The 24003-nt window shown below is 60.4% G+C and carries 17 protein-coding genes and 3 pseudogenes; 9 read left to right on the top strand and 11 right to left on the bottom strand.

Features of this window, described 5'->3' with window-relative positions; translation table 11 throughout:
* The first annotated feature begins 55 nt into the window (after positions 1 to 55).
* The 3 genes from HMPREF2537_RS06870 to HMPREF2537_RS06860 are packed head-to-tail and all read left to right on the top strand — an operon-like array spanning position 56 to position 3149.
* Complete coding sequence (locus tag HMPREF2537_RS06870; protein WP_049156259.1) at positions 56 to 1213, top strand: ABC transporter substrate-binding protein; 1158 nt, start codon at positions 56 to 58, stop codon at positions 1211 to 1213.
* Positions 1210 to 2334 (top strand): FecCD family ABC transporter permease, encoded by a 1125-nt coding sequence (locus HMPREF2537_RS06865; protein WP_080975109.1) that lies wholly within the window; start codon positions 1210 to 1212, stop codon positions 2332 to 2334. Before HMPREF2537_RS06870 ends, HMPREF2537_RS06865 begins: the two co-directional genes overlap by 4 nt.
* On the top strand, positions 2334 to 3149 hold the full coding sequence (locus HMPREF2537_RS06860) for an ABC transporter ATP-binding protein (protein ID WP_049156256.1): 816 nt from the start codon (positions 2334 to 2336) through the stop codon (positions 3147 to 3149). The genes HMPREF2537_RS06865 and HMPREF2537_RS06860 overlap by 1 nt, the downstream gene beginning before the upstream one ends.
* A gap of 28 nt (positions 3150 to 3177) precedes the next feature.
* Here HMPREF2537_RS06860 and HMPREF2537_RS12660 read toward each other — a convergent pair.
* Positions 3178 to 4417, bottom strand: a pseudogene (locus HMPREF2537_RS12660) (IS3 family transposase).
* Positions 4418 to 4515: 98 nt separating this feature from the next.
* On the opposite strand from HMPREF2537_RS12660, the pseudogene HMPREF2537_RS13165 reads away from it, so the two are divergent.
* Both HMPREF2537_RS13165 and HMPREF2537_RS12470 read left to right on the top strand, forming a co-directional pair.
* A pseudogene (locus HMPREF2537_RS13165) lies at positions 4516 to 4965 on the top strand (helix-turn-helix domain-containing protein); the annotation flags it as partial.
* 19 nt (positions 4966 to 4984) lie between these two features.
* Positions 4985 to 6201, top strand: a pseudogene (locus tag HMPREF2537_RS12470) (IS30 family transposase).
* 108 nt (positions 6202 to 6309) lie between these two features.
* Here HMPREF2537_RS12470 and smc read toward each other — a convergent pair.
* From smc to HMPREF2537_RS06820, 6 genes are read right to left on the bottom strand one after another with little or no spacing between them, the layout of a single operon-like run.
* Positions 6310 to 9813: a chromosome segregation protein SMC gene (gene smc, locus HMPREF2537_RS06845; RefSeq protein ID WP_070526891.1), complete on the bottom strand. Its 3504-nt coding sequence runs from the start codon at positions 9811 to 9813 to the stop codon at positions 6310 to 6312.
* 10 nt (positions 9814 to 9823) lie between these two features.
* Positions 9824 to 10132, bottom strand: coding sequence for an acylphosphatase (locus HMPREF2537_RS06840; protein WP_070526888.1), 309 nt, complete (start codon positions 10130 to 10132; stop codon positions 9824 to 9826).
* Positions 10133 to 11659 (bottom strand): alanine/glycine:cation symporter family protein, encoded by a 1527-nt coding sequence (locus tag HMPREF2537_RS06835; RefSeq protein WP_070526885.1) that lies wholly within the window; start codon positions 11657 to 11659, stop codon positions 10133 to 10135. It abuts the gene before it with no gap.
* Between the two features lie 34 nt (positions 11660 to 11693).
* A complete protein-coding gene (gene mutM / locus HMPREF2537_RS06830; protein WP_070526882.1) occupies positions 11694 to 12542 on the bottom strand; it encodes a bifunctional DNA-formamidopyrimidine glycosylase/DNA-(apurinic or apyrimidinic site) lyase in 849 nt (282 codons plus the stop codon).
* 14 nt (positions 12543 to 12556) lie between these two features.
* Positions 12557 to 13327: a ribonuclease III gene (rnc, locus tag HMPREF2537_RS06825; protein ID WP_070526879.1), complete on the bottom strand. Its 771-nt coding sequence runs from the start codon at positions 13325 to 13327 to the stop codon at positions 12557 to 12559.
* Positions 13324 to 13863 carry a YceD family protein gene (locus HMPREF2537_RS06820; RefSeq protein WP_070526876.1) on the bottom strand — a complete coding sequence of 180 codons (540 nt, stop codon included), beginning with the start codon at positions 13861 to 13863 and terminating at the stop codon, positions 13324 to 13326. The genes rnc and HMPREF2537_RS06820 overlap by 4 nt, the downstream gene beginning before the upstream one ends.
* Positions 13864 to 13996: 133 nt before the next feature.
* Here HMPREF2537_RS06820 and HMPREF2537_RS06815 point away from each other — a divergent pair, with 133 nt between their 5' ends.
* On the top strand, positions 13997 to 14578 hold the full coding sequence (locus tag HMPREF2537_RS06815) for a hypothetical protein (protein ID WP_070526873.1): 582 nt from the start codon (positions 13997 to 13999) through the stop codon (positions 14576 to 14578).
* Here HMPREF2537_RS06815 and HMPREF2537_RS06810 read toward each other — a convergent pair.
* Both HMPREF2537_RS06810 and gdhA read right to left on the bottom strand, forming a co-directional pair.
* Entirely contained in the window at positions 14575 to 15321 is a 747-nt protein-coding gene (locus tag HMPREF2537_RS06810) for a DivIVA domain-containing protein (RefSeq protein WP_070526869.1), read from the bottom strand. The two genes, HMPREF2537_RS06815 and HMPREF2537_RS06810, sit on opposite strands and share 4 nt — an antisense overlap.
* 125 nt (positions 15322 to 15446) lie before the next feature.
* Positions 15447 to 16793, bottom strand: coding sequence for an NADP-specific glutamate dehydrogenase (gene gdhA / locus HMPREF2537_RS06805; RefSeq protein ID WP_070526865.1), 1347 nt, complete (start codon positions 16791 to 16793; stop codon positions 15447 to 15449).
* A gap of 171 nt (positions 16794 to 16964) precedes the next feature.
* Here gdhA and HMPREF2537_RS06800 point away from each other — a divergent pair, with 171 nt between their 5' ends.
* Positions 16965 to 18083 (top strand): glycerate kinase, encoded by a 1119-nt coding sequence (locus HMPREF2537_RS06800; RefSeq protein ID WP_070527585.1) that lies wholly within the window; start codon positions 16965 to 16967, stop codon positions 18081 to 18083.
* 31 nt (positions 18084 to 18114) lie between these two features.
* Here the strand turns inward: HMPREF2537_RS06800 and HMPREF2537_RS06795 are convergent, their stop codons facing one another.
* On the bottom strand, positions 18115 to 18513 hold the full coding sequence (locus HMPREF2537_RS06795) for a hypothetical protein (RefSeq protein WP_070526862.1): 399 nt from the start codon (positions 18511 to 18513) through the stop codon (positions 18115 to 18117).
* Positions 18514 to 18549: 36 nt separating this feature from the next.
* Here HMPREF2537_RS06795 and HMPREF2537_RS06790 point away from each other — a divergent pair, with 36 nt between their 5' ends.
* Positions 18550 to 19758, top strand: coding sequence for an amidohydrolase (locus HMPREF2537_RS06790; protein ID WP_070526860.1), 1209 nt, complete (start codon positions 18550 to 18552; stop codon positions 19756 to 19758).
* 144 nt (positions 19759 to 19902) lie between these two features.
* Positions 19903 to 22293, top strand: a complete 2391-nt coding sequence (locus HMPREF2537_RS06785) for a glycogen/starch/alpha-glucan phosphorylase (RefSeq protein ID WP_070526857.1) — start codon at positions 19903 to 19905, stop codon at positions 22291 to 22293.
* A gap of 151 nt (positions 22294 to 22444) precedes the next feature.
* Here the strand turns inward: HMPREF2537_RS06785 and pyk are convergent, their stop codons facing one another.
* Positions 22445 to 23866 carry a pyruvate kinase gene (gene pyk, locus HMPREF2537_RS06780; RefSeq protein WP_070527582.1) on the bottom strand — a complete coding sequence of 474 codons (1422 nt, stop codon included), beginning with the start codon at positions 23864 to 23866 and terminating at the stop codon, positions 22445 to 22447.
* Between the last annotated feature and the right edge of the window lie 137 nt (positions 23867 to 24003).

Here is a 24003-nt window from a genome sequence, read left to right as displayed (position 1 = left end):
CCTCACGACAACTAGGGCTCGCGGTTTTAAAACCCCACGCGCCCCTCACCACCGAATGGCCCGCGTAGTCGCCTCAGCCGTCACCGCCACTGCCCTCCTTATGACCGCTGCCTGCAGCACTAACGATGAACAACAGACCGCAGATGACGGAGAAAAGCAACAGATCACCGACATTCTCGGGCGCGAAGTCGAGGTCCCGAAGAACGTCGATCGGGTCCTCATGGGCGGGCAACGGATGCTTTACACGACATCCATCCTCAACAAAGAAAACCCGCTCCAGGGCATCGTTGCCTGGCCAGATGACCTGGAGCAGAACGACCCTGGCACGTACAAGAAGTACGAACAGAAATTCTCAGAGATCGAAGATATTGAGCAAACTGGTGAAGTTTACGACGGCTCGATGTCCGTTGAGCAAGCTTTGAATTCCCGTCCAGATGTCTTCATTGTCTCCGCAAGCAGCTTCGAAGCCGCCCAGGATGCTGGCATCGTAGACGGTCTAGAAAAGGCCGGAATCCCCACGGTTACCGTCGATTACTTTACCGACCCGGTGAAGAACACCGCACCGAGCGTGCGCTTGCTCGGCAAGGTACTCGGCCACGAGAAGGAAGCGGAAGAGTATGCCGAGTTCTATGAGTCCAAGGTGAACATGGTTCAGGAGCGCCTAGAAAAAGCCAAGGCCACCCCCACACCGACCTTCCTCTGGCGAGCTCCCGGCTACTTCGACTGCTGCTCTACCTTCGCTAAGTCCAACCTAGCCCAAATTGTTAACGCAGCGGGTGGCGAAAACGTGGGCGACGATATGATCGACGCCAAGCAGGGGCAAGTCTCTCCCGAGGCGCTAGCTGAAAAAGACCCAGACGTCATCATCGCCACCGGCGCAGACTGGACCGGCGCCAAGCAGCAGCCAAAGAAGAATGGCTTTGTACCCCTGGGCTACGACGAGTCCACCGAACAGGCAGCCAAAGACTTCCAACGCGTTGTTGACGGGCAACCTGTCCTTAAGGAAATGCGGGCGGTCAAGAACAAGCGGGCCTACGCTGCGTGGCATCACTTCTACGACTCCCCATACAACTACCTAGCCATCGAGTGGTTTGCCAAAGCCATGCACCCCGACCTGTTTTCCGATGTCGACCCGCAGGCCGATTTGGAAGAACTACATGAAAAATTCCTCCCTGTGGAGGCTAGCGGCACCTTCTGGACTGGTTTGCCATGAGCCACGGAGCACGAGCGCAATCAATTGCCACCGGAAGCGAGGTGGACGACCAAAACTCTACCCCGCAACGGCAACGCCCCCGGTCAAACTGGTACCGAACAGCTAGCAGGCGAAAGGTAGCGATCATCGCAGGGCTTACGGCCCTGCTATGCGTCACCATTGCCATAGATTTCCTCATCGGCAGCAGTTTGAACGCAAATGAGGCGCTCTACGTGCTCTTTCACCCCAGCGATTCCCGCCCAATTGACTGGCAGATCATCTTTGATATACGTCTGCCTATGACCGTCACAGCGGTGCTCATCGGTGGCACCCTCGCTGCTGCCGGCGCAGAGATGCAAACCATCTTGGATAACCCCTTGGCAGAGCCCTATACGCTGGGCATTTCCGCCGCTGCGAGCTTTGGCGCAGCCTTTGCCACCGTCTCAGGATTCACCGCGGCGGGAATCGGGGCAGCGCTGGGAATGGCGGGCAGTGCTTGGGTCTTCGCCCTCGCGGCCTGTGCGGTGATCGTCCTATTCTCTCGGTCAAAGAGCTCTGGTACCGAGGGAATGATTCTGCTGGGCATAGCCATCGTGTTCCTCTTCGATGCTCTACTAGCGCTAATGCAGTACCTCGCCTCGCAGACCCAATTAGAGCAGGTGGTTTTCTGGACCTTGGGCAGCCTTACGCGCGCTACGTGGCCTCAGATCGGCCTTCTCGCGGTCATCTCACTAATCGGAATTGCTTACTTCTACCGCAATGCGTGGACGCTGACCGCGTTTCGAATGGGCGACGACCGCGCTAGGTCCATGGGTATCAATATCCCAAAGCTGCGCACGTACACGCTGGTGGGAGTCTCCCTTATGGCGGCAACTGCCGTTTCGATGGCCGGGACAATTGGTTTCATCGGACTCGTCGGCCCACATATCGCCAGGATGCTCGTTGGTGAGGACCAACGCTTCTTCCTCACCACGTCCATCATCTCAGGTGCGCTTTTGCTGACCTCAGCCTCAGTGGTATCCAAGCTGATCCAGCCTGGGGCGATTCTGCCTGTCGGCATCATCACCGCGATTGTGGGCGTTCCCGTGTTCGTCGTCCTCATTGTTTTGCGACGCCGCCCCCGAACTGTCTCCTCAACCTAATGATCGCCTCTCCCAGTACTTCCTGCCCCAGAAAGGACCCCCTCGTGGAACAACCGCCCACGGTTCCGCCAGAACCCACACTCCGGGTAGATAACCTGTGCTTTTCCCATGGAGACGAACAGATACTGAATGACGTATGTCTCCCAAAGATCGAAGCTGGAACCGTCACCGCCCTCGTCGGCCCTAATGGCGCTGGTAAGTCGACTTTGCTGCGCTGCATGGCTAACCTATGCCGATTCAGCGGCGACGTCACTGGGCCCGAGGCAGTATATTTGCCACAGGATCCCCCGCCGGAAAGCACCCTTACCGTATTCGAATCGGTACTTCTGGCACTCCAGCATTCCCGGACGGGATTCAGCGGACTACGGGTAGCCACATCCACACAGGACCGAGTCAGCTCGGTCCTCACGCGGCTGGGGCTAGAAGACCTAGAATCCCGAACAATGTCCCAGCTCTCCGGCGGCCAGCGTCAATTAGTAAGCTTCGCCCAGGCCATCGTATGCCGGCCGCAGGCATTACTACTGGACGAGCCAACCAGCGCTCTTGACCTAAGAAATCAGCTCATCCTCATGGAGCATATTCGCGCCTATGCAGCTGAAGCACCCGCGGCGGTCGTGGTTTCGATGCACGATCTTTCACAAGCAGCGCGCTTCGCTCACCGCATTGCGGTACTCCACGCGGGCACTGTATACGCACACGGAGCAGCTAAGGACGTGTTAACCGCAAAAATGTTGCGTGAAGTCTACCGCGTAGATGGAAAAGTCACCCTTACTGATGACGGTTCTGCAGCAATCACCACATCCAGAGCCATATAAGGGGCTTGAAGTGCCCCGAGTTTTGTTCCTAGGCATGTTCCTTGATTTCTATTATTCCCTGTTGCGGGTTCTTCTTCCACAATTCGGTTTCCACCTCGGCTGGGGTTCGATATCCCAGGCTTTGGTGGAGCCTTACCTCGTTCCACCATGACACCCACTCGAACGTCGCGATTTCTACCTCGACAACATCATTCCACCTGCGAGTATGGATGAGCTCATTCTTGTAAGAGCCGTTAACGTTTTCAGCTAGAGCATTGTCATTTCAGTCACCGACGGTCCCAGTGGAAGCGGCAATCCCGTGCTGGGCGAGACGCTGGTTGTAGACAACGCTGACGTACTATAAGCCGTGATCCGAATGGTGAATAAGGCCTGTTGTTTCCTTCGCGCTCACAATCGCTTGGTTGAGTGCTTGCAGCGGTAATACCTCGGTGCGCATCGAGTCCGATAATGCCCATCCGACGATCCGCCGGGAGTAAACGTCAGTGACAAACGCGGTGTACACAAAACCCTTCTTCGTACGCACGTAGGTAATGTCGGCCACCCACAGCTTGTTTAAGGCCTTGGGCTTTGAACTCACGCTCGACCAAATCCGGGCGCAGATCCGGCCTGTTGAGGTGTACGGGTTGTGATTGGTGATCCGCCTGTGCCTGTGCCAGAAACACCAGCTAGGCGCATCAGCCGGGCGGTTTGCTCACGACCGATGTCGATTCCGTCACGGTCAAGCGCATGCCACATTGTCCGCACGCCGTAGACACCGTAATTATCCCGATGAATGGCACCAATGCGTTCAATCAGCACAGCGTCACGAAGGCGACGAGCACTTAAGCCCACGGGCTTTGGACTGGCGATAACCACGCGAGGTGATAAACCCACCAGCCCGGTTAATCTTCAACTCCGGTGCAGATGAACTCGACAGAGAAATGATTCCGGTATTTATCGATGAACCGGATCATTTCTTAACGTTTGGGGCCTGGTCGTGAGGCGAAAAAGCTGACGCAGCCTTCAGCAACTCGTTGGTATCTCGAAGCTCTTGATTTTCGCGGCGTAGCCTGGCATTTTCGGTAGCCAAATCTTCAGGAACAGGTTCTGGGATGTTTCCCGCACGACGAGCAGGCTTAAGTCCATAGACGAGCCGTGTGCCATGAAACCCCCAACTTTGAAGCTACTGCCTAGCACGCGGGATGCATCGACATGCTTTCCGCCAAGATGCGGTCCTCCACGAGACGGACCACACGGTCCTTTGCATCCTGGTCAAATTTTCTTGGCATGTTCCAGATTTTCCCATCTACTCAAACGGAACAAAACCTGGGACACTTCATCTTTGGGTCTAAAAACGCCATCTGCAATGCGTGCTGTCAAGAGGTGAATGCGCCACTTCGACCGGGAGGTAGTTGTGACGCGTTGGACTCCGAAGGATGTTAAGGATGCTGCCGTTGAGCGAGTGGCTGCAGGCGAGGCAGTTAGCCTGGTCGCGCGTGATGTCGGTGTAGGCCCCGAATCGGTTTACGGTTGGTTGAGGGGAAGAGGTGTCGAACCTCCCGGCAGGCGTGCGAGTCGTTTGCGTGATCCGTTTGTCCGTGAGGCTGTTGGGTTGGTGCGTGCAGGTATGTCGATCAATCAAGCAGCACAGACTGTTGGAATATCGACTGGCTTGCTTCACAGCAGGTTAAAGAAAGCTGGTGTAATCGAAGTGCGGCCTAGACGCGCCCACTTGTCACCTGATGAACGTGCCCAGGCCGTGGAGCGAGTGCTTGCTGGTGAGAGCTGTCAGACAGTGGCTGATGCTATCGGTGTGCATCCTTCTACCGTGTATGGGTGGATAAGGAAGCAGCGGTATGCGAAGTTACGCCGGCAGCGACACCGTCGAACGCCTGATGAGGCGGTGGTGTCTTTGCCAGATACAGGCAAGAAGCTGGGTAAAGATTCTGTTATGCCAGCACCGATGAAAACTCAAGCCGTTGATGGATTTCCTAGCGCCGCTTTAGATAAACAGGGCGTGGTAGGGCGTGGTCGCAGGCTTACTGTTGAAGACCGTGTTGCTATTGAAGCGGGATGTCGTGTCGGTGATTCGGCACGAGCCATCGCGCAGAAAATAAATAGGCACCACAGTGTCGTCGCCCGTGAAATCACCCGTAATGGTTGGAAGATCGTCGATGAGGACAGCACAGAGCAGCTGCGATATAACGCCCACAACGCTGCTGTTTCTACTGCTGGTCGGATGGTGCGGCCAAAACTACGCAAGCTCGATGAAAGCCCAACGCTTCGGGGTGTAATGGTCGATTGCCTTGCCCGCAGGTGGTCACCTGGGCGCATTAGTGCATGGCTTGAGCATGCTTTCAGCGATGATGAAAGCATGCGTATTTCCCACGAAACGATCTACAGTGCCTTATACATTCAAGGCAAAGGCAGCCTGCGAGCCGAGCTTGAAGCAGTCATGAAGACTAAAGACGTACTTATCCGCGGCGGCGCAACACGCAAGCGTCGTGCCCGAAACGCTGGCGTGTTAACCGGTCGCCCTTGGATCAAAGGTGCTGAGATCACCCACCGCAGCCCGGAAGCTGATGACAGGGCTATCCCCGGGCACTGGGAGGGCGACCTTGTTATTGGTAAAGGTGGCAAAAGCGCGCTGATTACCCTAGTAGAGCGCACCAGCCGTTACACCCTGCTTGGACACCTTCCCGATGAGCACAGTTCACACACCGTGGTCGCAACCCTGCAGGACATGGTCAAAGACCTCAACACCGAGCAGCTAAAGACCATCACATGGGACCAAGGCGCAGAAATGGCTGTCACAGCACAAGTCCAGATTAAAGACGGCTGCCAGGTGTTTTTCTGTGAACCGCACTCACCGTGGCAGAGACCAACCAACGAGAACACCAACGGCGAGATCAGGCGCAGGTTCTACAAAAAGGGCACCGACTTTGCCACCGTCACACCCGAACATGTCGCGTGGGTGCAAAATGAGCTCAACGAAACACCCCGACAAATCCTCGGCGCAACCCCACGTGAAATACTCAACGAACTATTCAAGCGTGGCGCATCCACCGCTTGATTCCGCCATGAGTAAATGGCGTTTTCAGCCGTGAAAACGCCTTATGACTGATGCCTTTTGACAGTTGCCTCCAGCATGTCGATGGAGACGCACAGACGATGCCCGCCGTTAGCGCGGAGCGTCCACTCCAAGGCGCGTGGCATCCTCGGCGGCTTGAGCCGTGCCCGGTGCCTCACCGGCGCGGGACATGCGCTGCGAAATCACGCGCGTTACGCCATCGCCGCGCATCGTCACGCCGTAAAGAACGTTGGCCACGTCCATCGTCGGTTTCTGGTGGGTAATGACGATGAGCTGAGAATCCTTACGCAGTTCCTCGAAAAGTGCAATGAGGCGGCGCAGGTTGACGTCGTCAAGCGCGGCTTCCACCTCATCCATGACGTAGAACGGTGAGGGGCGCGCGCGGAAAATCGCCACGAGCATGGCCAGTGCAGTCAGGGACTTCTCACCGCCCGAGAGCAGCGACAATCGTTTGACTTTCTTACCCGGTGGGCGGGCCTCCACCTCGATGCCGGTAGCCAGCATGTCGTCCGGCTCCGTGAGGATGAGGCGACCCTCGCCTCCTGGGAACAGCGTCTGGAAAACCTTGGGAAACTCCGCTTCCACGTCATGCCAGGCGTCCGTGAACAGCTGCAAGATTTGCGCATCCACGTCTTCGATAACGCCAGTCAGATCCTTGCGGGCCTGAATCACGTCATCTAATTGCGTGGACAGGAAGCTATAGCGCTCCTCGAGCGCCTTATACTCCTCCAAGGCCAGCGGGTTGACCTTGCCCAAGGAGTTGAGGTCCTTCTCGGCCTGCTTCAACCGCTTGGTCTCGGCGGAGCGATCGAAGTCCTCGCCCGGGGTGTAGTCCTTGAGCAAGTCCGGGATAGCAATGCCGAGTTGTTCCACGATTTTGCCCTCGGCCTCATCCACGCGCACCTGTGCCTGGCTGCGGGCAATCTCCGAGTTGTGCGCGGAATCGGTCAGGCGATCGAGCTGCTGGCGGGTAGCGGAGACCGCCTGCTTCGCCGACTGCGCACGCCCCTGCAGCACGCCGCGCTGGGTCACTAGCTCATCGCGTTTTTCAGCTGCGCGCTCGAGTGCCTGGGTAGTGCGGGCGGCGAGGTCCTGGGCATGCTTGTTGACGGCCCCCGCCAACCGCGCCTGTGCCTGCCGGCGGGCCATCGCTTGATCGTGGCGGGCCTTGGCCTGGCGCTCGTGTTGGGCTTGGCGCCGCAGGGCCTCTCCCTTGCCGGCTGCCTGGCCTACCTTTTCCTCCGCGCTGCGGGCCGCCAGTTGAGCCTCTACCTCCATGGCCTTGACCTGTTCAAGGGCGGCCGAGGCTGCATCGCGTTCCACCGAGGAAGGTTCATCCGCTTGCTCATCAGCGTCCACGCGCGACAAGCGGTCACGAGCCTCCGCGAGTTCTTCGCGCAGGCGGGCCAACTGCACCTCGATGTCCGTGGCGCGAGCGGCAGCCTTTTCGTGCTCCGCCTTGTTCGCCTCATACTGCTTGAGCAAGCGCTGGTGGTCGCGCTTCCACGCCTCAAGCTCGTGATCATGCTCGCGCAACGCGGCCTTAGCGCTCGCCGCACCTACCCGGGCATCATCGGCGGCTAGCTTCGCTCCTTCCAGCGTGCCTGATAGCTCCTCCAGCTCGTGGGTGGCGGTTTCCAGCTGTTGCTCGGCTTCTGCAATCTGGCCGCTCACCTCGACCGTGGAGACGGCACCAGTTCCGGCCTCGACCCAGCCTTCACCAACCAGCAAGCCCTCGGCGGTGACGGCCCGCAGGCGCGGATCCTCAGCAATGAGCTCGCGGGCCGCGGCATAGTCATCCACCAAAACGACGTCGGAGAGCAGCCGCGTCACCGCCGCCGATACTTCCGGGACCAAGACCATCTGGTCGAGCAACCAGCTAGCACCGGAAGGCAGGTCCGCGTCAAGGCGCCAGGCTGAACCAGTAGGTTCCGTGGAGACGTCGATCAGCGGAGTGCGGCTCGCCTCAGCGAGTTCACCCACGATGTCCATGCTCACCGCACCGGCCTGCGCCTCCGCGAAGGAGCCGAGTGCCGCCGCGACGGCCGTTTCATAACGCGTAGAGATGAACTCCGCGAGAGGTTTAAACCCCTCCCCCAGCTCGAGCGCTTCCGGAGCAGTCTGGCCCAGCGTATCGATCCGGGCTCGCAGGCTGTACACGGTACGCTCGCGCTCCCGCTGGGCATCGCGCAGCTGCTCCAAGCGTTTATCGGCCGCGGCGGACTCGCTGGCCGCGCGTACGTGCGCTTCTTCCAGCGGCTCACGCTCGGCAGCCAGGTGCTCTAGTTTGTCCGCTACCTCATCGGCCTCCACCTGCGCTCCCCTGGTGCGCGCCTTCGTGTTCGCCAGGGTTTCTTCCTGGCGCGCCAACTCGGATTCCGCGGAGCTTACCTGGCCCGCCAGGTTTTCCTCGGCCGCGATGAGGCGGACCACGCCTTCGCGACGATCCGCAATGGCGCGCAGCTGCGCCATATGTTCCTTGTCCGCGGCCTCGAAGGCTTCCCGGCGCTCAGCCACTTCCTCCCGGATCGATTCCAAGCGCTCCGCTGCTTCTTCGGCCGCGGCCAGCAGCTCGTGGTGCTCCTCGTCGGCACGCCGGGCGCGTGCCTCCAGCTCCTCCGGATCCTGGCCGGCATAGGTCACCTGGGATCCGACGTTGCTGGCACGCTCGGCCGCAATACGCTGCGTGGCAGAGATGCGTTCGCTCAGCGTCGATAGCTCGAACCACAATTTCTGCGCGGCCTCCGCGCGCGGCGTGACATCCCCCAACTCGGCCTCTACCTTGAGCTGGATTTCGGTCGCCTCTTCCAGCTGAGCCGTTACTTCCTCGACCTGTTCGGCGAGCACCACCGCGCGCTTCTCCGCATCCTCAAAGGTGGCACGCAGCCTGACCACGCGGTCACCTGCCAAACGCAGGCGGGCATCGCGCAGATCCGCTTGCACAGTGGCTGCACGTTGGGCGGCCTCCGCTTGGCGTGCCAGCGGCTTGAGCTGCTTACCCAACTCATCGGTCAGGTCTTGCAGGCGGTCCAGGTTGGCTTGCATGCCCGTGAGCTTGCGCTGCGCCTTTTCCTTACGGCGGCGGTGCTTAAGCACGCCCGCGGCTTCCTCAATATAGGCGCGACGATCTTCTGGTCGGGACTCCAGGATCTCCGCCAGTTTTCCCTGGCCCACGATGATGTGCATCTCACGGCCAATGCCGGAATCAGAAAGCAGCTCTTGGATATCCATGAGGCGTGCCTTCGCCCCATTAATCTCATATTCGCTCGCGCCATCCCGGTACATGCGGCGGGTGACGGAGACCTCTGAATACTCGATGGGCAAGGCACCATCGGAATTGTCAATCGTCAGCGTGACCTCAGCGCGGCCGAGGGCCTTGCGGTCCCCGGCGCCGGCAAAAATGACGTCCTGCATCTTGCCGCCGCGCAGCGTCTTGGCGCTGCCTTCACCCATGACCCACGCCAGTGCGTCGACGACGTTAGATTTACCCGAGCCATTCGGGCCGACCACGGCGCAGATACCGGGCTCGAATTTCAGGTTCGTCGCGGACGCGAAGGACTTGAATCCTTTGAGCGTGAGCGATTTGAGGTGCATTCGAATAAGTTTAGCGCTCGATGAACCCCGACTCACCGCGCGGGGCGGTCCACTGCTCCACCACGGCGTTCACCACGCCTGGACGGTGGGTGGTCGACGGTTCTTCACGCAGCAAGGCCAGCAGCTTCTCGCAGTCAGCACGCGGGCCTTCAGCAACCACCTGGACGCGGCCATCCTGCAGGTTCGTCGCGTGTCCTGCCAGTCCTAGTTCGAGAGCACGGGAGCGCGTCCACCAGCGAAAGCCCACGCCTTGGACGTGGCCAAGTACGAAAGCTGTGAGGCGTTCATGTCCCGCAGAGGCTGATGCTGTGCCTGCCATCTAGTACTCCCTCAGGTTTGTGCGGTCGCTCAAGTCGAATTCGTGATCGAGACGGCGGCGGTCCTCCGCGCTGCGGCGCGTCACAGGATCGGTACCATCCCAGCACTCGACATTCTGCAGTTCCGGCAGCATATCACGGTGGAAGACGGGATCCAGGCCCTTACGGCGCTGCTCGTTGTAGTTCTTCAGCAGCTTGATGGCCACGCCGCACAGCGGCACGATGGCGCACACGTTGAGCAGCACCATGATGGCGGCACCCGTATCCGCCAGGTCGAACACGGTGCCCAGCGGGGCCACCGCACCGTAGAAGACGAAAGCCAACACGATGAGGCGGAAGGTCCACAGCACCCACTTCTTCCCGGAGAGGTACTCCACGTTGGACTCGGCAAGGTAGTAGTTGCCCAGAATCGAGGAGAATGCCAAGAAGAACAGGATGAACGTGACGAAGTGGATGCCCCACTCGCCGACCACATTGGACAGCGCGTTCTGGGTCAGGGTCACTCCCTCAATTGCGTCGGAGCCAAAGCTTTCGAAATCAGTACCCAGCAAAATGATGAAGGCGGTAATCGTACACACCACCAGGGTGTCGAAGTACACGCCGAGGGTCTGCACAAGGCCCTGCTTCACGGGGTGGGAGACCGTCGCCGTTGCTGCCGCGTTCGGCGCCGAGCCTTCGCCAGCCTCGTTGGAGAACAGGCCGCGCTGGATGCCCTTCAGCATGGCCATACCCAGTGTCGCGCCAGCAGCCTCACGGAAGCCAAAGGCAGAGCCGACGATGGAGACGAACATGTCCGGCACCTTGTCAAAGTTCAAGACCACCACGATGAAGCCCATGATGAGGTACGCACCGGCCATAAACGGCACGATGAACTGGGTCATCGAGGCGATGCGCTGAACGCCACCGATAATGATGAGGCCAGCTACGGCGACGACGGCAATACCCACGCCAGCCTTGAAGGCACCGGACTCCTGTCCGAAGGAGGCCGCCAAGGAATCAGAGATAGCGTTGGTCTGGAAAGCGTTGTAGAACCAACCAAAAGTGATGGCGATGGCGACGGAGAAAATGGTTGCCAAGGGCTTCCAGCCCAGACCGCGGGACATGTAGTAGGCCGGGCCGCCGCGGTAGGTATCCCCCTCGCGGACCTTCCACAGCTGGGCCAGCGTGGACTCCACGAACGCAGTTGCGCCACCCAGGATGGCGATGAGCCACATCCAGAACACCGCGCCGGGCCCGCCCACAGAAATTGCTACGGCCACGCCCGCGACGTTGCCGGTGCCCACACGCGACGCCGCCGAGATGGTGAACGCTTTGAAGGCAGAAATACCGCCGTAATCGGCGTCCTCATCGACACCGACCCCCTTGGGCTTTTCGACGACCGCTTTGAACATATCCGGCACCATGCGGACCTGCACCAAAGCGGTGCGGATACCGAAGTAAAGGCCAGCAGCGATAAGCAGCCATGGCAGAACATAGGACCACAGGCTGTCGTTAATGACACCAATCACGGTGCTGAAGATTTCTTGCATGCGTTACACATTAATAACTCACACCAGAATCGTCCTAGTTGGCTGCGGGCTGCCTCCCCTCTCCGCGGCGCTGACAGGACGGGCAGTAGTGGGTCCCACGCCCGCCTAGCACGGTTTTCAGGATTTCTTCGCCGCAACGATCGCAGGATTGACCACCCCTCCCATAGACGTGCAGGGAACGGTCAAAATATCCGGATTCGCCGTTGACGTTGACGTACAACGCATCAAAGCTGGTGCCGCCAACGGCGAGCGCGGCGCGCATGACATCGGCGGCCGCGGAAATCACAGCGACGGCATCGCGCTGCCGCAGAGCATTAGTCTTCTTCAGCGGAGAAATCTGGGCCGCCCACAGCGCCTCATCGGCATAGATATTGCCCACCCCACTGAGCACCGTTTGGTCGAGCAAAGCCACCTTTACTGCTGTGCGTTTCGCGCGCAAGCGCCGCCCAGCCGCGGTCAGATCGAAGTCTGCTTCGAGAGGATCCGGAGCAATATGCGCCATGCTCAGCCACGGCCCGAGACGCCAATAGCCGAAAGTGCGCTGGTCCACGAAGCTGAGACGGGTGGCGTCATCAAGCACGGCGGCGATGCGCACATGAGGCGAATCCACCTCACCGATCCGCACCTGCCCCGACATGCCGAGGTGGATGAAGAGCACATCGCGAGCTGGGTCGTCGTGGTCCTCGTCGGCGAACTCCAACCACATGAACTTGCCGCGGCGCGCCACCGCGGCAATCTTCCTGCCCACCAGCAGCGCGGACAGCGGGGCTTCTTGGCCCCGGTTAGCGCGCGGGTGGAGAACCTCTACTGCAGCGAAAGTGCGCCCCACAACATAGGGCTCGAGTCCGCGGCGGACGGACTCAACTTCGGGGAGTTCTGGCATCGAATCCTCGTAGTTTAGCTCTCTTTGCCGGCGGTGCCCTGCACCAGCAATGGCGTCTCGCGCAACGCTTGGCATGCTTCTTCCGCTGCCTGCTGCTCGGCGAGCTTCTTGTTATGGCCTGTTCCCCTGCCCACGGTCAAACCGGCCACGGTGGCCACGGCATTAAAGGTCTGATCATGCTCAGGACCCGTCGAAGTGGCCGAGTAGACCGGCATCGCTGCCTTCAGCTCCGCGCACAGCTCCTGCAAGGTGGTCTTCCAGTCCATATGGCGGCCAGACACCACGGCGTTATCAATCTTGGCAGCGAAGAGCCTCAGCACCACCCCGCGGGCAACCTCAAAACCATGCTGGCGGTAGATAGCCCCCAGGATGGCCTCGGTGGTATCAGCCAAGATGGAATCCTTATCGCGGCCGCCAGTAGATTGCTCGCCCTTGCCCAACAGGACGTGCTCGCCCACGCCGATCTCGCGGGCGACGTCGGACAGGCCGTAGCGCGACACGATGGAGGCGCGCATCTTGGAAATATCCGACTCGGGGCGCGAAGGGTATTTGTCATAAAGCTTGGCCGCGATGGACAAGCCCAAGACGGCATCCCCAAGGAACTCGAGGCGCTCGTTATTGGGCAGGTGCCCGTTCTCATTGGCAAAAGAGCGGTGGGTCAGCGCCAAGCACAGCAGCTCATCGCTGATCTCCACGCCGAGCGCCTTCAGCAGCGGGGCGTGATCTACCTCCGCGAATGCCGCGGCTAGTGCCTGTTCACCGGTGAGTTTCTTCTTCTTGCTCATAGGAATTTCTCCAGCCCAGACCAACGCGGATCCACGCGCTCTTCTTCCCCAGAGACCCCCGTGGTCACTCCATCAGGAGCGTCCACATCACACCCCTCCTCGCACGTTGGCGCAAAAGGAAGAGATAAACCTGCCTCATCGATCACGGTCTGTAGGAGGTCGAGGATTCCATCCTTAATCTCGGGCACCTCATCACCGGAACCGCGATCCTCCTCCTCGGCCTCATCCCCGCTGACGAAGGATTCATCTGCGGAAAACACCTGGGATACGTGGAGATCCAGTTCCGGGTGCAGCTCTGCCAGGCAACGGGCACATTCGCCGCTGAGGGTGCCGGTGACATCAGCGTCCACCAACACGCCGGAGCCCAACGGGGTCAAGGTGGCATCCACCTTAACTTCAGTACCTTCCGGGATGCCGATCATTTCCACGCCGATGCGCTCTGGCGCGGGTCCGGTCTGCACGCGGTGCTCAGGCAGCGCGTCGGTTCCTTGGCTGCGGAGCAATTCCGTCACGTCGAACTTCAATGGTGATTTCATAGCGCCCACCAGCTTACCCTGTGCTGGCCCGCGCGCCCTAGACTGGCAAAGACCTGAATGCTGGGTCATAGGCACTTAAGCACTTGGCCTAAAAGCTCGATTCTTGTGCTTGAGGCTTTTAGCCTAAAGCCCCATGAGCTACACCGCTACCGATACGGCGTCCCTGAGCGCCACGGCACGCGAGCTCGCGCTCAGCTACCCCTTGCAGTGCCTCGCCCCCGCTGTGGCGCTAGCCCTCGCGGGAGTGGCGTGCCGCCACGTTTTCACGCGACACCGCCCCAGTATCTTCGGCAACGCCGGCTATTCCTTGCATCGCGTGGCCCTCGCCAGCACGCTCGCCGGTTTAATGGTCGGGGCGGTGTACTTCCTACCCCTGCACTTTGAGCCGATCCTGATCCTATCTTCGGCCTTGTTCTCGCTTTTTGCTGCGCTCATCGCCTGGCGCGCACGGGAATCTTTTTCCGCCGCGGGCATGGGGATTGGCCTGATGATGCTGACCGTCGGCGCAGTCGATGTGGCGCTGCTGCTTGCCGACGCCGCTTGGGGCCCCATCTCCGAACCCCACACCCCGGGAACGGATTTCGGCATCATGTGGGTGCTCTATGCGCTGCCGGGTTTAGTATCCGCCGGTCTTGCGGCCGCCTTGAGCACCATGCCAGCCAAGGAGGCCGCCCGGATCCACCGCGCGGAGCGGCTGAGTATTAATCCCCTCTAGTAGTCGCGGGGCGCACGCGGCGCCCGGCGTGCCGGTTCCCGGGTCTCGCGCGCAGCGCCGCGTCCCTCGCCACGCGATTCCCCACGAGAGCGCACACCGGCACCTCGGCGCAGAGCGGAGCGATCGTTATTCACGGTGCGCAGGAGGTCAGACAAAGTGGTCTCGAATTCCCCGAGCTTGGCGTCAACGAATTCATCACACTCGGTGCGCAGGCGGTTGGACTCAGAGTGCGCGGTCTCCACAATGCGGTGTGCCTCGTCGTCGGCACGGCGCACAACCTCGGATTCGGAGACCAAGCGGTCCTGCTCGGCTTGGCCTGCTGCGACGGCGCGCTGGTACTCCTCATCCGCCTGGGCGCGGGTGCGCTCGGCGTCGGAACGCGCATTGTCCACGAGGTTGGTGGCCTCGTCTTCCGCCTGGGCTACCAAGGTGGTGGCGCGGTGTTGGGCGTCGGCAAGCATTGCGTCTGAGTCCTCACGCGCACGGGCAACGGTGTCATCGGCCTCGGCGGTGGCCTCAGAAATAATCTGCTCCGCGCGCTCCTCAGCACCCTGGAGGATCTCGTCCTGCTTGTCTAGGACGTCCTGGGCGTCATCCATTTCAACGGGGAGGGCGTTACGGAGATCGTCGAGAAGCGCCAGCATTTCGTGGCGCGGAACCATGCAGTTGGAGGTCATAGGAACGGCATAGGCCTGTTCCAGGTTGCGAACAAGTTCATCGAGGGACTCAAATACGCGGTACATGGCACCAGCCTATCCAAGCGCACGCGCACTGCGACGTATCCCACGCGGGAAGAAATGGCGAAAACCTCCCCGGCAAGCGAGGAGGTTAAGCGCGGATACAGGGATATACAGGGATAAGGAAACGGCTAGATTACGCCTTGGGCCAGCATGGCGTCGGCCACCTTCTTGAAGCCGGCAATGTTGGCGCCCGCCACGTAGTCACCTTCCAAGCCGTATTCCTTGGAGGTCTTGTCGATGTTGCGGAAGATATTGGACATGATCTCATGCAGGCGCTGGTCGGTGTACTCGAAGGACCAGGAGTCGCGGGATGCGTTCTGCTGCATCTCCAGCGCGGAGGTCGCCACACCGCCCGCATTCGCGGCCTTGCCCGGCGCGAAGGCGATTCCGCTCTCCCCGAAGTAGTGCGCGGCTTCCGGGGTACACGGCATGTTTGCACCCTCAGCGACATAGCGGATGTGGTTTTTCACCAGGAGCTTGGCGTCATCGCCGTCGAGTTCGTTCTGGGTCGCGCACGGCAGGGCAACATCGGCGCTGACCTCCCACACGTTGCCGCCCTCGTGGTACTCCACTCCCGCGCCCGCCTCGCCGGCGTAGGTGGAAATGCGCTCGCGGCGAACTTCCTTGATGTCTTTGAGCAGCTCTAGGTCCACGCCGTTCGGCGTCGCGATGTAGCCGGAGGAATCGGACATCGCCACGACGGTTCCGCCGAGCTGCTGAACCTTCTCGGCGGCGTAGATGGCAACATTGCCGGAGCCGGAAACAATGACCTTGGCGCCGTCGAAGGACTCGCCGTGGGTCTTCATCATCTCCGAGGTCAGATATACCAGGCCGTAACCGGTGGCCTCAGTGCGCACGAGGGAGCCACCCCAGGTCAGCCCCTTGCCCGTAAGGACCCCGGACTCGTGCTTGTTTTCTAAGCGGCGGTACTGGCCAAACAGGAATCCGATTTCGCGGCCGCCCACGCCGATATCGCCGGCCGGCACATCGCGGTACTCGCCGATGTGGTTGTGCAGCTCCGTCATGAAGGACTGGCAAAAGCGCATGACCTCGGCTTCGGACTTGCCCTTCGGGTCGAAGTCAGAGCCGCCCTTGCCGCCACCGATAGGCAGGCCGGTCAGCGAGTTCTTAAAGATCTGCTCGAAACCGAGGAACTTGATGATGCCCAGGTTCACGCTCGGGTGGAAACGCAGGCCACCCTTGTACGGGCCGAGGGCCGAGTTGAATTGCACGCGGAAGCCGCGGTTGACCTGAATCTGGCCGTTGTCATCCACCCACGGGACGCGGAAGATGAGCTGGCGCTCAGGCTCGCACAGCCGCTCGACCAGGCCGTAATCAGCGTAGTGGGGGTCCTTATTGAGGACGATCTTCAGTGAGTCGAGTACCTCAGCGAGCGCCTGGTGGAATTCCGGTTCGCCCGCATTACGCTTGAGAAGCTTGCTGTAGTAATCGGAGATTTGCTGGTCGATGGACATGGCAATCCTTTCATTGGGCACCGTTCCTTGCGGTCGGTGCGTCATCCATTGAACAAGCGATAGTTTTCTATCAATCGACCTAAATTGCAAGACGGGCGTACTAGTGAGCGCTTTAACGGCTGGTCAGAGTGCGAAAATTTTTTCTCACATCTCTGCCATATACTCATGGGCATGCACATTCTTGTTGCCCCCGACTCCTTTAAAGGCACCGCCACTGCAGCCGAAGCTGCCGCCGCCATTGCATTGGGCGCGCGGCGCGCTCTCAGCTCCTCGCCCCACGCCGACTCGGCGAAGGTAACGACCCTGCCCATGGCCGATGGCGGCGAAGGCACCGCGGAGGTGCTCGCCAGCGCCGCTGTTCATCACCACGGCACGGCGGGTCAGACCATTACGCTGCCTACCACCGATGCCATCGGGCGCCTGACCGAGGCAAGCTACCAGCTCGTTGGCGACACCGCCTTCATCGACGTCGCCGCCGCAACTGGCCTTCCTGCCGTCGCCGACGCCCTTGATCCACTCCATGCGGATTCCTATGGAACGGGCGTGCTGGTAGCCGACGCCGAAGCGCGCGGCGCCAAGCACATCGTTCTCGGCCTCGGCGGCAGCGCCAGCATCGACGGTGGTCTCGGCATCCTCGCCGCATTCGGCGCCGCCGCCCACGACGCCCGCGGATACGCCCTACCCAAAGGCGGTGCACCTTTGGTCAACCTCGACCATATTGACACCGCACAGCTCAATATGAAGGCGGCCATGCTGGACTACACCTTGGTCACCGATACTCGCGCCGTGCCCGTCCAAGCCGCGACGATGTACGGCCCACAAAAAGGTGCTGAAGGCGAACAAGTAGCGCTACTGGCGGGCGCGATGCTGCGACTCTGCGAAGTCACGGAGACCGACTCACAGGCGGAATTCTTCGGCGCCGCGGGCGGCATTCCCATCGCCCTGAGCTGGCTTTCGCGCACGCTGTGGGGTACGGCGGAGCACTGCCGCATCGTGCCGGGCGGCCAGTATGTAGCCGAAGCACTCGACCTGCCCGCGCGTATCGCCGAGGCGGACCTCATCCTTACCGGAGAAGGGCGCTTCGACGAACAATCGCTTACCGGAAAGGTGGTGGGCACACTGGCGGACATGACTAGCCTGCCTACCCTGGGCATCATCGCCGGCTCCGCAACCGCACCGGCACCGCAGGGCACGCTACTGGAAGAACTCGATGGGGAGGAAGAGGGGGACGTCGCCCAGCACTTAAGCAACGCGGCCGAACGCCTCGTCCGCAACGTTCTGCAGAGCTAAAGCTCTCTGCGGGCTATAGCTCTCAGCAGAACTACGGGGTCACCTGCACCGCCCACGGGAAAATAGCTGGACGCTCGTGGGCGAGCTCATCCTCCAACAACACGTGATCCTTCGGTAGAACCGAATGGGGCGTCAACAAGCGCGCGAGGACCATGGTCAGCTGATTGACGGAGCCCTTCACACCATCAACATCGATGGCATAGCGGTAGACGTTGGCGTCCTCTAAATCACGCTCTTCATGCTCATCGCGATAAGTCTGGCGCAGCTGTTCTTCCAGCCCCTCCGGGAGTGCAGGATCAGGCACACGAGTAACCTCAGCAGAAACTAAGGAGCTGTTATCCACCAGCTTGTGGGTAGCAGCGCTAAAGATTTCGGCCACGCGCTCGGCTTGCGCATCCGGCACCAGAACATCAAAGTGAATCAATGGCATGTAGGTAACCCTACCCAAACTTGAAGGGCAGTAACTATGGCAGATCCCACACTTTCCCGGCTGAGCTCGCTCCTCCTCGAAGATTCCGTCGATCTCAGCTGGCAACGCGCCTTCTATGAAGACATGCACGCCCACCCAGAGCTGTCCCACCAAGAGGAACGCACCGCCGGGCGGATTCTGGAACAACTAGACAAGTACGAGTGCGAGCTCATCACCGGAATCGGCGGCCACGGCATCGTCGCTATCTTCCGTAATGGGGACGGCCCGACCGCGCTGATGCGGGCGGATTTTGATGCCCTCCCCGTGGCCGAGGAAACCGGCGTCCCCTTCGCCGCCACCAATGGCGCGATGCATGCCTGCGGGCACGATGTGCACACCACGGCATTACTCGGCGCGTGCGCGATTCTTGACGCCCACCGCGACGCCTGGCACGGCACCTTCCTGGCACTCTTCCAACCCGCGGAGGAGTCATCCATGGGCGCCAAATACATGATTGCGGACGGGCTTACCGAGCGCGTTCCCACACCCGATGTCTGCTTTGGCCAACACGTCATGCCGGGCCCCGCCGGCCAGGTGCAGTCCACCGCCGGCCCCATCCTGGCCGGCTGCGATTCCCTCCGCATCCGCATTACGGGGCGCTCAGCGCACGCCTCCATGCCACACGAGGCCATCGATCCTTCCTACGTGGCCGCCATGGTGGTCACGCGCCTGCAGGCCATCGTCGGCCGCGAAGTTCCACCCCATGATTTCTTCGTCATCTCGGTAGGCGAGCTGCATTCGGGCGATAAAAACAACATCATTCCAGGCAGCGCCGAACTCGTGCTCAACACCCGCTATTACAAGCCGGAGTTGGCGCAGCGCGTCTACGCCTCCCTCGAGCGTATGGTGCGCGCCGAGTGCGAAGCCTCAGGATGCCCAGCAGAGCCCACCTTCGAGTATTTTGCCCACGGCGAAGTCACCGATAATGACGCTTCCACTCATGAGACCGTTCGCTCGGCCTTCGACGCGGTCTTTGCTGATCTCTCCGTCAGCGCCACCCCGTCCACCGTCTCCGAGGATTTCTGTTATCTCCCACAAGCCTGGGACGTGCCTTATAGCTTCTGGTTCATCGGCTCCACGCCGGACAACCTCCTGGACAACCCGCCGGTTAACCACCAATCCACTTTCCTGCCGGATTATGAGCCCACCATGCGCTCGGCCACCCGCGCCGGGGCTGCAGCCGTCCTGTCTTTTCTGGGGCGCTAACCTTCCCTGCACAACGTTTTCGCCGTGCGTGATGATTAACGCACGGTGGCTGGCAGTGCTCTCGCCTGCAGCTGAATGCGGAACTGGTTAAGCTTGGGTATTGGTATTTTTCCGCATTTTTATGCCTAAGGTGAAGGGATTCTTATGAGTCAAGCCCAGCACTCCGATTTTCAAACCGCAGTTCCCGGACACGTCCGCGCCGCTGCTGGTGTCTCCCCCTCTGCCGCGACCAACCGCAAGTTCTGGTCCGGCTTGTCTTCTTCAGTAATGGAGCAGATTGCTGACAACTGGGAGACCACCCGCACCGCCTACTCCGCCGCCCGCCAGCAGCACTACTTCTCTGCTGAGTTCCTCCAGGGACGCGCCCTGCTCAACAACCTCACCAACGTCGGCCTCGTCGACGAAGCCCGCGCCGCTGCCAAGGCCGCAGGCCACGAGTTGGCTGATGTCCTCGAAGCCGAGCACGATGCCGCGCTAGGCAACGGCGGCTTGGGCCGCCTCGCCGCCTGCTTCCTCGATTCCGCTGTCACCCAGAACTACCCGGTCACGGGCTACGGCCTGCTCTACCGCTACGGCCTCTTCCGCCAGTCCTTCGACAACGGTTTCCAGCGCGAGGAACCGGATGCCTGGATGGAAAATGGCTACGACTTCATCATTCGCCGTGCCTCCGAGCAGCGCTTGGTCCACTTCGATGACATGGACGTACGCGCTATCCCCTATGACATGCCGATTACCGGATACGGCACCGACAACGTAGGTACGCTGCGCCTGTGGAAGTCCGAGCCTATCGATGAATTCGATTACGATGCATTCAACTCGCAGCGCTTCACCGAGGCCATCGTGGAGCGCGAGCGCGTCATGGATATTTGCCGCGTGCTCTACCCCAACGACACCACCTACGAAGGCAAGGTTCTGCGCGTTCGCCAGCAGTACTTCTTCGTCTCGGCCTCGCTGCAGCAGATGATCGATAACTACATCGAGCACCACGGCGAGGACCTCACCGGCTTCGCCGAGTACAACTGCATCCAGCTCAACGACACCCACCCGGTGCTGGCCATCCCAGAATTGCTCCGCCTGCTTCTCGACGAACACGGGATGGGCTGGGATGAAGCCTGGAAGGTTGTCACCGAGACTTTTGCCTACACCAACCACACGGTGCTGGCTGAGGCTTTGGAGAGCTGGGAAGTATCCATCTTCCAGAAGCTGTTCTGGCGCATTTGGGAGCTGGTGGAAGAGATCGACCGCCGCTTCCGCGAAGACATGGCCCAGCGCGGCCTGGATCAAGGGCGCATCGACTACATGGCTCCGGTATCCGACGGGCACGTCCACATGGCGTGGATCGCTTGCTATGCCGCGTACTCGATCAATGGCGTCGCCGCCCTGCACACCGAAATCATCAAGGCGGACACGCTCTCCGAGTGGCACGAGCTGTGGCCGGAGAAGTTCAATAACAAGACCAACGGCGTGACCCCGCGTCGTTGGCTGCGCATGTGCAACCCGCGCCTGTCCGACCTGCTCACAGAACAAGCTGGCTCCGATGCCTGGGTCACCGATCTGACCGAGCTGGCCAAGCTGGCTCCTCTGGCTGAGGATGAGAAGGTGCTGCGCCAACTCATCAACATCAAGCGCGCCAACAAGCAAGATTTCGCCGCATGGATTGACGCACACCAGGGCTCGGTCGTGGATCCGGATTCCATTTTCGACGTCCAGATCAAGCGCCTGCACGAGTACAAGCGCCAGCTGATGAATGCGCTTTACATCTTGGACCTGTACTTCCGCATCAAGGTCGACGGCGAAACCGTTCCGAAGCGGACCTTCATCTTTGGTGCGAAGGCTGCGCCGGGCTATGTCCGCGCGAAGGCCATCATCAAACTCATCAACACCATCGGTGACCTAGTCAATAGCGACCCGGCTACCAAGGACGTGCTCAACGTAGTCTTCGTTGAGAACTACAACGTCTCCCCTGCTGAGCACATCATCCCGGCTGCTGATGTCTCCGAGCAGATCTCCGTGGCAGGCAAGGAAGCCTCCGGTACCTCCAACATGAAATTCATGATGAACGGTGCCCTGACCTTGGGCACGATGGACGGCGCCAACGTAGAGATCGTCGAGGCAGTGGGCGAAGACAACGCCTACATCTTCGGCGCCCGCAACGAAGACATCCCTCAGCTGCGCGCCGAGTACAACCCGGGCGAGCTCTACAACACGGTTCCGGGCTTGGCGCGTGTCCTCGATGCCTTCACCGATGGCACGCTGGGGTCGGAGAATGCAGGCATGTTTGGTGATCTTCGTTCCTCGCTGCTCGATGGCTTCGGCGAAAACGCTCAGGACACCTACTACGTCCTGGGAGATTTCGCCGACTATCGCGAGACCCGTGACCGCATGGCAGCTGACTATGACGCCGACGAGCTGGCATGGGCTAAGAAGGCCTGGCTCAACATCTGCTATTCCGGGCGCTTCTCCTCTGACCGCACTATCGCTGACTATGCCAACGAGGTGTGGAAGCTGGCCCCAACCCCCATTTCCAACGTCTAGACGGACAGGGGTTAATAGACGTACTAGTGCCTATTAACCCCTAGACGGGCTTTCCACAAAACAAAGCGCCGCCTCACCACCGTTCCTCCTTCCCACTTAGTGGGTAAGGAAGCAACCGTGGGTGAGGCGGCGTTGCTTTTCTGCGACAGTTTTACTTATCTCGCAGAGTCTGGCCCAGCTCGTGGACCTGAATCATATTGGTGTTACCAGAGATTCCGGGAGGGGTACCGGCGATGACGACGATCATGTCGCCTTCCTTGTACTTATCCATTCCCAGCAGAGCCTCATCAATGGCGGCCATCATGTCATCGGTGGACTCGACCGAATCACTCAAGAAGGTCTCTGCGCCCCAGGTCAACGCCAGCTGCGAGCGCACCGCCGGGTGCGGGGTGAAGGCAAGGAGCGGCAGCGGGGAGTGCAAGCGAGCCACGCGCTTCGCGGTGTCGCCGGAGGTGGTGAAGGCGACGATGGCCTTCGCATTAAGGCGCTCGGCAATATCGCGCGCGGAGTAAGAGACGACGCCACGCTTAGTGCGCGGCACGTGCGTCAGCGGAGGAACCTGGCCGCCCTGCTCAGCGTTCGTCACGATGCGGGACATCGTGCGGACAACATTCTGTGGGTCGATGCCGACGGAGGTCTCACCGGAGAGCATAACGGCATCGGCACCATCGAGCACTGCGTTAGCCACGTCGGAGGCCTCCGCGCGAGTCGGGCGCAGGTTGGAGATCATGGAATCGAGCATCTGCGTTGCCACGATCACCGGCTTGGCATTCTCACGCGCGATCTGGATAGCGCGCTTCTGGAACAGCGGAACCTGCTCCAGCGGTACCTCGACGCCGAGGTCACCGCGCGCAATCATGATGGCATCGAAAGCCAAAACGATGGATTCGAGGGCATCGACTGCCTCCGGCTTCTCGAGCTTCGCGATAACCGGGACGCGGCGGCCTTCCTCATCCATGATTTCGTGGACTTTGTCCACGTCCGCAGGAGAACGAACGAAGGACAGGGCAACCATGTCCACGCCGAGCTTCAATGCGAAGCGAAGGTCAGCAATGTCCTTCTCCGACAACGCCGGCACAGAGATGTCCATGCCAGGCAAGGACACGCCCTTGTTGTTGGAGACCGGTCCGCCCTCGGTGACCTCACAAACAACGTCATTGCCGTCGACTTCCTTGCAGACGACGGCGACCTTGCCGTCGTCGATCAGCAGGCGGTCACCCGGCTTCGCGTCCTTCGCCAGGTTCTTGTAGGTGGTGGACACGCGGTCGTGCGTGCCTTCTACGTCTTCGACGGTGATGCGGACGATTTCGCCGTCCTTCCACATCTCTTCACCGTTGACGAAGCGACCCAGACGGATCTTCGGTCCCTGGAGGTCCGCCAGGACGCCGACTGCGTGGCCGGTCTCATCGGTAGCCTCACGGACCCAGCGGTAGTTCGCCTCGTGGTCCGCATGCTCGCCGTGGGACATGTTGAGACGCGCCACGTTCATGCCTGCTTCAACGAGGCCAAGGATTCCTTCCTTGCTTGCTACAGCAGGACCCAACGTACAAACAATTTTGGTTCTTCTATCCAACATGGAGTGCCTTATTCACATCGGGAGTTTCTAACGGTTCCCAAACTACCCCGCTTTGCTGGTCTCGGCCACCACGAATGAAGCTCACACCATGTTTTGGCCCTTGAATCAGGCTTCCCCGGCGACTGTTGCAGCCC

The sequence above is a fragment of the Corynebacterium sp. HMSC074E01 genome (genome assembly GCF_001808885.1).
Lineage (GTDB): Bacteria > Actinomycetota > Actinomycetes > Mycobacteriales > Mycobacteriaceae > Corynebacterium.
This window is presented reverse-complemented; position numbering and strand designations above follow the sequence as displayed.